Below are 12,185 nucleotides of genomic sequence, written 5' to 3'. Positions count from 1 at the left end.
TCTAGGTAATTCCCTGTTTCCTTTGCCAGATTCAAGAAAGAAAATATCATCACTCTCTACAATACCTTCAAAACCATTAGGAACAGCCCCTTCAAAGGCACTTAATATCTTATGCCGCCAGTCAAATGAAGTTTGGAGACAGATACCTGTCTGTTCAGCACATTTCTTTATCGAATTGCCTAATAGCATATGGTACAAATAAACACTAAGCAAGTTCCCCTTTTTTAAACCAAAAGTAACTTTACCTGTAGTTTCCCTAAAATACTTCTTGCACGATTTACAAAAATAACGTTGCACACCATTAGCCTTGCCATTTGCACGGATATCGATGTCTTGACAATTAGGGCAATGTAGTGACTGGATTTGTTGCACCTCGGAATGAACAGTATACAAGTCAGGCTCTGAAGGATCGACCATAGATAATAGCTCCCTAATTACGGTCTCACGACCCGATTCATCTAGGCTTTTGAAAAATTCTGTGAAAGATTCTGGTACCATTTGCACTTGTTTTAAAACAAAGATAACTAGTTAAGTCGTATTATAGAATATAGCTAAAAGAATTAATGAAGCTCATTATAAATATGATTAGTAATCTCATTGTTCTTTTCCTATTACTCCCTTTATTATATTTTTATCTCATGAGTTTCTTACTCAAGAAATTTTTTCATTTCTCAGAATTAAGTACTATCCAACAAACACAAGAAAAAAATTTAAAAGCACTAGGCAAAGACCTGATAAATCATTCTGATTAAATAAACCTATACTAATTAAACACTCTTACAACCTAACCTCCAATATTTATGAAAAAACTCTCAATTGCAACATTCGTTATATCCCTAATGATACTATCTTGTAAAACAGAAAAAAAAGGTGTTTGTAATCTAGAATCCCAAAAACTAGAAAAAGCCTCAAGTATCTTAGGAGTAGATATTTCTCACTTTCAAAACAATATCAACTGGAATGATATTAAAAGTGATTCTATCAATTTTGTATATATAAAAGCTACAGAAGGCACAGATTATCAGGACCCAAAATTCAAGAAAAACAGGGCTTCTGCCAAGAGTAACTGCATCTATAGAGGTTTATATCATTTTTATGTCACTGATAATGACCCAAAAGGTCAGGCACAAAACTTTATTAATACTGTCAAACAATTAGAGCCTGGTGATTTACCCCCTGTTTTGGACTTAGAAAAATTAGGACTCAAATCTGCAGTCACCAAAGAGGCGTACCAAAAAAACACATTACTCTGGTTGCAATTGGTAGAAAAAGAATTAGGAATACGTCCTATCGTATATACTAACCTCTTTTTTGCCAATGAATATCTTACTCATTCTGACTTTGCCTCTTATAAATTATGGCTTGCAGAATACACCAATGAGGATCTTATAATTCCTGAAACCTGGAAAAATAACGGATGGACTATCTGGCAACGTACTGATCGAGAAAAAATAGAAGGTATCAAAGGTGATGTAGATTATGATCTATTCAATGGTGATGCAACTGCATTTAGGAAATTACTAAAGAAATAAATCACAATGCTATATACTCCTAATGACAATAAGTAGTAAGCATACAACAGGTAGCAAACTACAGCTACCTGTTTCTTTTACAACCAGAGGTTGATCTAAGAAAACAACTATTTTTTTATTAAAATCAAAAAAGCTTATGCCTCTTTACAATGGGATTCTTAAAATAGCCTATACTTTTTTACGATCTTCTTAAAAAAACTATATTTACTGCTTTGAATCACACAAAATAGTATCTAAAATTAATACCATGAAAAAATTATTGCCTTTACTTTTTATATGCCTGATATATACATCAGGAATAATTGCCCAATCAAAACCTACAGTTGATCTAAAAAAACTAGATGAATATTATGCCAAAATGGTAAAAGATTGGGATATCCCTAGTGCTACTATTGGGGTTGTAAAAGATGGCAAACTAGTGTTTAGTGGTAGTTATGGATCTTTAGAACAAGGAAAAGAAGGAAAACCCGATAAAAACACATTATATGCTATAGCATCTAATTCTAAAGCATTTACAGCTACCATAATAGGTATGCTAGTTCAGGAAGGAAAACTTAATTGGGATGACAAAGTAAAAAAACACTTACCCTATTTTGCCTTGTATGATCCGTGGGTAAGTAATGAGGTTACGATTAGAGATATACTAAGTCATCGTGTGGGGCTAGGAACATTTAGCGGAGATGTAATCTGGTACAAATCTAACCTGACCTCTGAAGAAATCATAAAACGAGTGAAACACCTACCCAAAAAACACGATTTCAGAGCAGGGTTTGGATATTCTAACGTAATGTATATTACAGCAGGAGAAATTATAAAAAAAGTAACTGGAAAAAGTTGGGGGCAAAATGTACAAGAACGCATCCTCAATCCTTTAGGAATGAACAGAACTATCTCTTCTATAAAAAAATTGGATGAGAAAAAAAACTATGCTACTCCACATGCTCGTGAAAACAACAAAAACATCCCTGTAGCATGGGTTGATTGGGAAGAAATAGGCGCTTTAGGAGGTCTTATCTCTAGTGTAGAAGATGTTTCTAAGTGGATGATTTTTAATCTAAATCACGGGCGTATTGGTAAAGATTCTTTATTGATCAAAGAATCCCGAAATATGATCTGGACCCCTCATAACAATTATACAGTAGACCATACTACCAAAAATGATCTCAACCGCCATTTTAATGGCTATGGTTTAGGGTGGGGACTTAGTGATTATCATGGTAGGTTAAGTGTTGCTCACACTGGTGGTTTTGATGGTATGATTACAGCAGTTACCTTGATTCCTGATGAAAATTTAGGGGTTGTTGTACTTACCAATGGTATGAAAAGCCCTATCAGAGCTGCTACCTATTATGCATTGGATCAATTTATGGGTACATCAACGATAGACTGGTCTTCCAAACTATTAGACAAAGCAAATAGCAGTTCTAAAAACGATACTCGTATTTCTGAAAGAAAAGAAAAAAGGGTACTTAATACCAAACCTTCTGTTGCTCCTATAGCAATAACAGGAACTTACATTTCTGATATCTACGGTAAAATCAAAATCTCTAAAGTAAAAGATCAATTGCAAATGGAGTTTGAACATGCTCCCGACCTTTCTGCTACCTTGCAACATTGGCATTATGATGTCTGGGAAATCAAATGGGATAAAAAACATGCCTGGTTTAACTTTGGGACCGTAAAATTCAACACCGACAATAACTTAAAAGTTAAAAGCATGGATTTTGATGTACCTAATGATGACATCTTTTTTGAAGAGCTGAAACCATATAAGGTTGCTGAATAGCATTCGACTATTCATTATAAAAATAATAAAAGACCTGTATAGTTACAGGTCTTTTACCAAAAGTAATGTATAAAAACACTACATTTTTATTTATGCATTAAAAAGCACAAAGGTCTGGCACATAAAAACCACCAACATGTAGTCCGCAAGGGCCACAAGGACAATCTCTATCTGTTAAGCAATCAAGAAATTGTGGTTGGCAACCAAATCCAGCACCTCCCCCATTGAGGGTTTTCTGCTCTTCTCTTTTGAGAATTACAACATTCTCTAGGTTTAATAGATTCTTAATCATTGTAAAATATTTAAAATGGTTATACTCTTTAAAGTTAAGTATTTTATTTTAAGCTCGCTAAACGAACCTTTAATTTCGAAGCATTAAAATCTCACTTAGTGAGTAAATCGTATTTGTAGATTAAGCTTAAAATACAACTCCCCATTTTCTTCAAACAATGTTCCAAAATCATGTCTACTAGAACTTGCAGTATCTAGTTTTGTATTGTTAAATAAATAATTCTCAAATTCATTGCTGTTATAAATATGATAGCATAAAACATCCCCATTTTCTTTGATTATCAAATATCCTCCAGTAGCATCGTATTGACCTGTCCAAACCTTAGAAGGCATCATCCCTAAAGCTACATCTGTCAAAAATCGTTTAATTTTGTACTCATAAAATTGGTGTTCATAAGAAATATCAAACTTCAGTGGATTTTTAGCCGTTATTTTCTTCACTAGATCTGAAACCCGTGAGGTATTACCAGAGTAGAATTCATAAACAATATGAGATATTATTTCTGGCAATCTACTGTCTATCAAAATTAAGTTGTTTAAGAATATTTGCCGTTCGGTTTTTATAAATCCAAATTCTCCTTTTGCTAGCAGAACAGAATTAATTCTATCCATTATTTTTTTTCTTGAACTTATAGAATTTATCTTTTCAATCTCTGATTGCGATAATTTTAGATTAGAAACCTTAAAAATAAAGTTCGTTGTTTTTCCAGCATTCAATAAGGTAGAAGGGCTTCCTAATTGAGATTTTATACTAAACCCCAAAGTTGGCTGTTGATTTGTTCTTTGATCATGAACAACAATTGTAATATCAGTTTTGGCAGTTGAACTTGCTTTTAAAGAAAGGCAATTAATTGACTGCATAAATGCTTCAATATCAGGAACCGAAAAGGTTCTTTCTTTATTGTTTTTAATTTTTTCGAGTAAGAAAACCGCTTTTTCTTTAAACACAGAAACAGGAACTTTTAAAGCTTCTTCACCTCCTGAGATTAGTATTATTTCATCTTGAATTGAGTATTCAAAATTTCTATTAGTTTCTGTTCTTAAAACTCGTAAAATTGGATAAACTAAACCTTCTAATTTTTGAATATCCTTATCTCCTAGAAATAATTGTTTATCTCCTAAGAGTTTGAACAATGCATAAATCTCACTCCATTCTCCTTTATTTCCTGTCATCACAAAGGTGTAACTTTTCTATTATCTTTTTTGCCGTAGCTTGAATTGCAGGAACAGCTACAGAATTACCAAATTGTTTATAAGCCTGCGCATCAGAAACTACAATTTTATAAGTATCAGGAAAACCTTGCAGTCTCGCCCATTCTCTAGGGGTCATTTTTCGAATTCCTTCTCTATTTACATTTCCTGTGATATTTGTTATGGGGGTAAAATCTTCTAACCTAAAATCATACACTAGATTTCGCTCTCGACCCATTCCTCCACAAACTACCGCATTTGCAATTCCATCATCTGCAATGATCTCATAACCAAACCCATTACCTTTACGCTCATGCCTTGCTTTATGACTGCGCAATGTATTTACATATGTTTCTGACAAATAATATTTTACAGAAACTGTTTCTGTTTCTAAAATATTTCTGAGCGTTTGTTTTTTCTTTATTGGTGTTGGGTATTCAAATTCAGTAATCTCTAAATCTTTTCTAAAACCAACTATAAAAACCCGTTCTCTATTTTGCGGGACTCCAAATTCTTTTGCGTTTACAATTTGAGGTTCAGGAACAAAATACCCTAAATCTTCTCGTAATACATTTAAAATCGTAGCTAATGTTTTTCCCTTATCGTGACTTCTTAAACCCTTTACATTTTCAAGAAAAATAGCTTTTGGTTTTTTCTTCTTGATAATTTCAGCAACATCAAAAAACAATGTCCCTCTGGTATCTTCAAATCCACCTCGTTTTCCTGCTATTGAAAATGCTTGACAAGGAAAACCTGCACATAACACATCAAAGCTATCAGGGATATAAGCTTTGGTTCTATCTTTTGTAATATCTCCAAAAGGAACTTCTCCAAAATTTGCTCGATACGTTTGCTTTGAGTATTTATCCCATTCGCTTGTAAAAACACATTTTCCTTTTAGGTTTTGTAGTGCCATCCTAAACCCTCCTATTCCTGCAAAAAGATCAATAAACTTGAAATCAGGATTTTTTGGTGCTGGAAAAGGAATATTTTCTTGCTGAAAGATTAAGCTTTGTAACGTTTTTTCTGCTACACTATCTGTTACTTCTTCTTTTGGAAATTTATACTCGAATAAGTTTTTTACGTGTTCTAGTGCATCTGATTTATAAAACTGAGAAACTCCGTTTTTATGATTATGCAAATAATGAGTAAAAGCTGCTTCTGTATCTTTTTCAGACTCTAAGAGTTTTATTTTAAATTTTTTATCTTCAAAATTCTCTAAGGATATTTTTGTTTTTAGAAGCACTTGTGTTTGTTTGATTTTTATGGTTGCAAGTTATGAAAAAAAACTCATTTTATGGTTGCAAGCAAGAGATGTGTATGATGCACCGCTATACCTTTACACAGCCTTTTATCACTTGTCTATAATCATTTTATGTATGATAAAGAGCTTATCTTTTTTTTATAAAAGATCAACAATATTCATCTAGTTTTTTATTGAATTTAGTTTCATTTATAAATTTTCTTTCAAATCAACCCCATATTGATAAGGGGGTACCCCCTTATTGTGAGGGTTCGATCTGATCCCGAGGTGGTTCGAGCTGATAAAGTATCGATTCGAGTTGATATGTTGATCCTTCGAGTTGATACATTATCAATTCGAGTTGATCTTCTGACCCTTTGAGCTGATACATTATCGACTCAATCTGATATGCTGACCCTTTGAGTTGATAAATTATCAACTCGAACCACCTATATAGGTGGTTCGAATCACCTCAGCCACGCTTCGAACTACCTAAACAGGTAGTTAGCACCACCTTGATGACCCTTCGAACCCTCAGCATGACCCCTCAAAGGGTCTTGATAAGGGGTAAACCTACTTATTGTTGGGAGTGTTCAATAAAGTATGTCACAAAATCCTATTAAACAATTACTTACAAAGTAAATTTTGTGGTAAAACCGTAACAATTATATAAATATCTATAAGCAAAGTAATTCTGTTTGTGCTATATTTACCTCATTGTAAAATTTAAACACACACAACTCATTAAATCTAAAGTCATAACATGCGAAGTAATGTAAAACTCTATATCGATGGGTATAGTATTCCTGTGCTGTCGTATACAGAAGTAGTACAACAACAAACCGATTGGAATGGGAGACCATCTACTGCGCCACAAGGAGGTTTCTACCAAATAGTAGTACCCGATATAGGCAGATGGACCTACCTGTTTGATGAGTGGGCATTAGCCCCCAATATGAGAAAAGGGTGTACAATAGAAGAAAAATCCTTTGAGGGAGATAAAATGTTTAAAACACTAGAGTTTCAAGGAGCTTTTTGTGTAGGGCTAAAAAATATAGGGTATACCATAGATGGGCCTATCTATATTCTGCTAATCTCTACCCCTGTTGTAATACGCAATGGTGAACAGGTACTCTCTAAATGGTGGAGAGAAAATGACGCTACCTCTACAAACCAACCTATAGCCCAAGAGGAGAAGGAAGAACTTATAAAAAAATGGAAAACCATCTTTAAACCCAACAACAATGAACTAAGTAAGGGCAATTATGGTTGGGATGAGTGGAGCAAATCACTGGAACACAACTGTACCTCAGACAAAACCAACTACCACAATGCCTATACCCGTATCGAGGTAGATGGCGAGGATTATGCTGTACCTATACTTAGTATGAGAAAAGATCAGACTATTACCCTGCAACTAGATCATACCACCCGTAGTAGAAACGAATACAGCACTGTGCAGATAGAACCCCATCCTGATTTTGATATACACCCTACCGATATTATAGATGCCAAAGAAGTAACCATACGTTGCCTCAATAATGCTACTAATCTCTCACAGATCAAGATTACCGCAGATAGTAACCCCGCAGGTATGCTAGAGATATACCACACACAGCACAAATCTATACAACTAAGGTGGGTGTTTGTAGAGATTGAGGGGAGGAATATTGATGAGGATGCATTAGGAAAAAAAGTCACAAAACAAAAACTAGAAAGTTACCTAAAAAAAGCCTTAGCTCCTACTTTGATAGATGTAGAAATCGTGAATGACAAGGCAGAGATACGAGATTTATCTACACAAAAAGCGTTTTTTTATGAAAATAAAATGATAAAAAAGCATACTACTATTGGCAGGTACGTAGAGCATAAACATAGAAATGTAATCATTAATGCTGCCAATGGGGTGGTTACAGATGCAAATAAACTAAAAGACGGGATTAATCTATATTTCTTTAACTTAAAATGTATTGATAGTAAGAATATTTCTGAAACAGACTCTTATAAGATATCAGGAGGACTATCTCCCACAGGGCGGGGGGATGCTTTTATGGTACTTAATGATGATAAAGATTTTAAAGCTAAACACATCATTCATGAGATTTTGCATGCTATAGGACTACCCCATACCTTTATAGAAAAAGATAAAAAGGGCAAGACAACAGATAAAGGACAAAAACATACCTTTACAAAATATAGTACTGATAATTATATGGATTATAAAGACAATGCCAAAAAACAAACCCATATCTGGCAATGGGATAAACTATATAATAGTAAATACACAAACTAATGAAAACATATTGTATTGCAATTATAACTATTTGTATATGTAGTACTGCCTGTAACAGTACCAAGGAATTTGTCAACAATGATACATTATGCAATTATGATGACCCTATATTTACTATTACTAAAGATGAAATGACCTTTGATGTAAATAAATATGATAGTATATTAAAATTCCAAAACTTAATTATTGAATCAACAAATGAATATGAAAAAAAATATTACAGGAGACAACCTATAGGTTCAAAAGAGGTAACATATTCAAGTAAACAAACAAATAAACAAACAAACAAACAAAAATATATTGGATATTATCCTAATGGTAAAATCTGGTATACAAGGTTTTCTCACTCAAAATATGATATTTATTTCAAAGAAGAAACAGTTTATGACTCACAAGGCAATATTACCAAAGTAATCGATCATGAAAAAGGGTATAATATCTGCTGGGAACAGGCTATAGCTATTGTACAACATAAGTTGAGGCATCAACTTGCCAAATATGATACAGTAGCATATATATTATATCGATCAGATCTTAATGAATCACCAAACGATCCCCCTATATGGAGCGTAGGGATTAAACCCATACCAGATGATAAGCAATCTGAAACCGTGTATTACAAAATAGATGGGGTAACAGGAAAATATCTAGGAAAAATAAAACTAGTCTCAAATGGGGGTCAAATTTTAACTATAGAATAAAAACCAATGAAGATATCAAACAAAAAAACAACCCCATATCTGGCAATGGGATCAATTGTATAATAGTAAATACACAAACTAATGAAAACATATTGTATTGCAATTATAACCATCTGTATATGTAATCACTGGTAATCTCTCTCTTAAAAAAAGTTTATCTTACGGTTTTTTAAAAGAAGGTGTTCCTTACTTTTACACTTTTAGTAAGTGTAAATTGCTTATCCGTCAAGATTAAAAAAGTACCAAAATGAACTACAAGTCAAAAACCTTAATTACTTGCTTACTACTTTTTATCTCAACACTTGGGATTGCTCAGGTAAGAGTTGGGGATTTTTCATATTCAAGTGATAAATTCAAGAAGTTAAAAGAAAAAGACCTAAAAAGGTTTACAAATACTGAAACAGTTTTTGTGTTGCCAGCTGTTTTTCCTAAATCATCTTATGAACATATCCTGGATCAAGTTTGGGATATAACACCCTATAAAGTAGTTTATAAAGATGACTTTACTGCAAATGACTTAAAAGTTGATGATGCTTTGGCTAGTTTTGAATTTATAGAAATTGAAGAAACTACACAATTAGGGATGGAGAAATCGTATTCTTTTATCTTTTTAGATTTTAGCATTATTGATAAAGTTAAGAAGAAAAAGAAAGAAAACGTCTGGTGGTCATCCAGAGTAGGAGCAATCTATTTTACACCAGATATTAAAATGAGACAACAAGTAGTAATGCCCTCTGCTGAAGAAGAAGTTATTGTTGGAAATTTAATCAATTTCAAATTAGGATATTTAAAGAACTACCTACAACTAGTCAATAAAAGTTTAAAAAACAAAAAGTCTATTGATATTTATTACGACCATGTTTTTCCTGAGCTAAAGAACTTAAAAGATCATACTTTATATATAGATTCCAGCCTATTATATGGATATAATGCCCTTTTTGGATTAGAAAAAAAGAATCCTGAATTAGAAAAATTAATGAAAGAATACCCATATAAATATGAAATAGTTGAATACAATACCCTCGAAGAAAAAATCCTTAACCAAAAAGAAGATTTCTATTACCTAATGTGGAATCAGGTAAACTATAATAAAATAATAAACATTGTAAATGGTAAAAATGGAAATCTAATTTATCAAGACCATACCAAGATGTCATTTAATATAAAACCGAAAGATTTTAAAAAAATTAGTTCTAAAATAAATAAATTGAACTAATCTATGTGTTTTGACCCCTATAAAACAAGAGTAATCTTTTAAATTTGGATTATTAATTATGCTACTCTATTTTTCATTAAAATTAAGTGTTTGTCTTTGTTCCATTTTTCCATAGGAGTTATTCTTCCCAATAGTCCATGATGCCTTACGTTGTTATAGAAAACCACATATCTTTTTAGTATTTGTTGAATCTCTCCAAATGTTCTATACTCAAATCGTTGAAAGACTTCTTTTTTAAGTATTCCATGATAAGCTTCTACATGTGCATTTTCCTACCATTGACGTCTTGTTTATCTTTTTGTATTTTAGCGCTTTATGTAGTTGATACTATAACTTCTAATCCAAGTTCTTTAGCCATCCTTGCAACAGATCGTTTTTTATTTACCAGCATTTTTTCTTGATATTTTTTAATACCATTTTCTACATAATCCAACCCTTTTACAAATAATTTCCAATAGAGTTCTGCCAATTTTCTTGCTACTGCTTTTATAGCAACGAGTCCACCTTTTTTAGAACGTATTTTTCTGCCAAATGCACCTAATGCAATATGCTTACTATTGAGCAACCCTACCGCAGCCTGTTTAAATATCAAACCTGCTTTAGGAGTTCCTTTTGATTTATAGTTACGGTTTCTCTTCCCAGAATTATGCTGTTTTGGTGCTAGACCTAACCATGAAGTAAAATGTTTTGCTGTTTTCCATTTCTCTAAATCTGTACCGATTTCTGATAATAGTTGCATCCAATTATAATCTGTAATCCCTGGCAAAACAGTAGCGTCCTTTCCTTTAAAAATACCAAGCAAATGATTCCCCATATTTTCTATATCTGGTTTGTGGTGACGAATAGCTTTTCTTGGCGTACTGCCTTTTTGTTGCTTTGGTGGATTTTCTTTTCGATGCATTTTGTCTAGAACCTGCTCTAGTTTTTTATCACAGTGTGCTATTTGCTGCTGGTAAAAATCATAACAGTTTACTGCTTGTTGTAAACTAAACAACCCTGAGTCACTATAATGTCCTTTTAACGATTTTATCACTAACTCCTTTTTTGTTTTTAAAATTCTTGAATCACATAATGAGGTTAGTTTTTCTGCATCTCTTTCTCCTTGTAATATTGCCCGAACTATACGCATGCCACTTGCACCTTGAATTTGGCTAATAACTTCTTTTAAGCGGATATTCATTAAAATCAATGCTTTTTGCATGTGGCTGATATGCATGGCACTGCTACGGATGTGGTCTTCTCTTAAGCGTTGGTAAGTGCGTAGCTCTTGCACTAAATTATCGGGGATAAAACATCTGTTCAACAATCCGTAACTATGCAATTGTTGTATCCATTGGCAATCTTTGACATCTGTTTTTCTACCAGGTACTTGTTTTGTGCTTCTGCCATCCACTAACCAAACATCTAATCCGTGAGCTACCAAAATATCATACAAAATTACCCAATAAACACCTGTAGCTTCCATAGCAACTGTTACTATTTTGTGGCTTACCAAATAAGCACCCAACAACTCTAAATCTTCGGTAAATGTATCAAAGATTTTTACAGAAGTATTTTCGATGCTCACAAATAACTTTTTTGCACCAATATCAATCCCTGCAACATGTTTTCTGATTTTTTTCATTTTAATAGCTTTTAAAACCAAATTGCTTTCAAAAAAAATCACGCTTGAAAGTCTACCATACGGACATCAATTATAGAATTGAGTACCAAATTCGCTTACTCTTTTTTGAAAATCATCCTCAAAAACAGGTATAAAAACACTATTCGTTTAACGATTATTTTGCAATTCGGTAGATTTATTACCCTAAATTACGTCATTATTACCGCTTGGGAAATTTTTTTTGCCTGTTGCCTCAAAAGGTCTAGTAGTCTTTACTTTTCTGAATTTCACGAATTTCCGTCCAGAACCACTTCTGTTTATCCTGTGTT

9 protein-coding genes and 2 pseudogenes are annotated in these 12,185 nt (G+C 33.0%); 5 read left to right on the top strand and 6 right to left on the bottom strand.

Annotated elements, in window-relative coordinates; genetic code table 11:
* Positions 1–498: pseudogene (locus CVD18_RS19070) on the bottom strand (hypothetical protein); the annotation flags it as partial.
* A 302-nt stretch (positions 499–800) separates the two neighbouring features.
* On the opposite strand from CVD18_RS19070, the gene CVD18_RS19065 reads away from it, so the two are divergent.
* Positions 801–1,532, top strand: coding sequence for a glycoside hydrolase family 25 protein (locus tag CVD18_RS19065; RefSeq protein WP_103867101.1), 732 nt, complete (start codon positions 801–803; stop codon positions 1,530–1,532).
* Positions 1,533–1,779: 247 nt separating this feature from the next.
* Complete coding sequence (locus CVD18_RS19060; RefSeq protein WP_103867100.1) at positions 1,780–3,318, top strand: serine hydrolase; 1,539 nt, start codon at positions 1,780–1,782, stop codon at positions 3,316–3,318.
* 97 nt (positions 3,319–3,415) lie between these two features.
* On the opposite strand, the gene CVD18_RS19055 is transcribed toward CVD18_RS19060, so the two are convergent.
* The 3 genes from CVD18_RS19055 to CVD18_RS19045 all read right to left on the bottom strand — a co-directional run bounded on the left by CVD18_RS19055 (position 3,416) and on the right by CVD18_RS19045 (position 6,046).
* Positions 3,416–3,610, bottom strand: a complete 195-nt coding sequence (locus tag CVD18_RS19055) for a hypothetical protein (protein ID WP_103867099.1) — start codon at positions 3,608–3,610, stop codon at positions 3,416–3,418.
* Between the two features lie 95 nt (positions 3,611–3,705).
* On the bottom strand, positions 3,706–4,782 hold the full coding sequence (locus CVD18_RS19050) for an HpaII family restriction endonuclease (RefSeq protein WP_233194595.1): 1,077 nt from the start codon (positions 4,780–4,782) through the stop codon (positions 3,706–3,708).
* Positions 4,769–6,046 carry a DNA cytosine methyltransferase gene (locus CVD18_RS19045; RefSeq protein WP_103867097.1) on the bottom strand — a complete coding sequence of 426 codons (1,278 nt, stop codon included), beginning with the start codon at positions 6,044–6,046 and terminating at the stop codon, positions 4,769–4,771. The genes CVD18_RS19050 and CVD18_RS19045 overlap by 14 nt, the downstream gene beginning before the upstream one ends.
* 760 nt (positions 6,047–6,806) lie before the next feature.
* Between CVD18_RS19045 and tssD the strand changes: the two genes are divergently transcribed.
* From tssD to CVD18_RS19030, 3 genes are all read left to right on the top strand, one after another.
* The gene (tssD, locus tag CVD18_RS22760; RefSeq protein ID WP_158250506.1) at positions 6,807–8,336 is read left to right on the top strand and encodes a type VI secretion system tube protein TssD; all 1,530 of its coding nucleotides are present in this window, start codon (positions 6,807–6,809) and stop codon (positions 8,334–8,336) included.
* On the top strand, positions 8,336–9,037 hold the full coding sequence (locus CVD18_RS19035) for a hypothetical protein (RefSeq protein ID WP_103867096.1): 702 nt from the start codon (positions 8,336–8,338) through the stop codon (positions 9,035–9,037). Before tssD ends, CVD18_RS19035 begins: the two co-directional genes overlap by 1 nt.
* A 247-nt stretch (positions 9,038–9,284) precedes the next feature.
* Complete coding sequence (locus CVD18_RS19030; RefSeq protein ID WP_103867095.1) at positions 9,285–10,253, top strand: hypothetical protein; 969 nt, start codon at positions 9,285–9,287, stop codon at positions 10,251–10,253.
* 56 nt (positions 10,254–10,309) lie between these two features.
* Here CVD18_RS19030 and CVD18_RS19025 read toward each other — a convergent pair.
* Both CVD18_RS19025 and CVD18_RS19020 read right to left on the bottom strand, forming a co-directional pair.
* A pseudogene (locus tag CVD18_RS19025) lies at positions 10,310–10,513 on the bottom strand (IS3 family transposase); the annotation flags it as partial.
* Positions 10,514–10,566: 53 nt separating this feature from the next.
* Positions 10,567–11,877 (bottom strand): IS110 family transposase, encoded by a 1,311-nt coding sequence (locus tag CVD18_RS19020; RefSeq protein ID WP_103867094.1) that lies wholly within the window; start codon positions 11,875–11,877, stop codon positions 10,567–10,569.
* Positions 11,878–12,185 lie beyond the last annotated feature (308 nt).

Source organism: Aquimarina sp. I32.4, assembly GCF_002924285.1.
Lineage (GTDB): Bacteria > Bacteroidota > Bacteroidia > Flavobacteriales > Flavobacteriaceae > Aquimarina.
The sequence above is the reverse complement of the archived record's forward strand: the minus strand, read 5'-3'. Positions and strand labels throughout refer to the sequence as shown.

Excerpts from the sequence above, each read along its gene's own strand:
- CVD18_RS19065 (WP_103867101.1), top strand. The coding sequence starts at position 801 with ATGAAAAAACTCTCAATTGCAACATTCGTTATATCCCTAATGATACTA.
- CVD18_RS19060 (WP_103867100.1), top strand. The coding sequence starts at position 1,780 with ATGAAAAAATTATTGCCTTTACTTTTTATATGCCTGATATATACATCA.
- CVD18_RS19055 (WP_103867099.1), bottom strand. The coding sequence starts at position 3,610 with ATGATTAAGAATCTATTAAACCTAGAGAATGTTGTAATTCTCAAAAGA.
- CVD18_RS19050 (WP_233194595.1), bottom strand. The coding sequence starts at position 4,782 with ATGACAGGAAATAAAGGAGAATGGAGTGAGATTTATGCATTGTTCAAA.
- tssD (WP_158250506.1), top strand. The coding sequence starts at position 6,807 with ATGCGAAGTAATGTAAAACTCTATATCGATGGGTATAGTATTCCTGTG.
- CVD18_RS19035 (WP_103867096.1), top strand. The coding sequence starts at position 8,336 with ATGAAAACATATTGTATTGCAATTATAACTATTTGTATATGTAGTACT.
- CVD18_RS19030 (WP_103867095.1), top strand. The coding sequence starts at position 9,285 with ATGAACTACAAGTCAAAAACCTTAATTACTTGCTTACTACTTTTTATC.
- CVD18_RS19020 (WP_103867094.1), bottom strand. The coding sequence starts at position 11,877 with ATGAAAAAAATCAGAAAACATGTTGCAGGGATTGATATTGGTGCAAAA.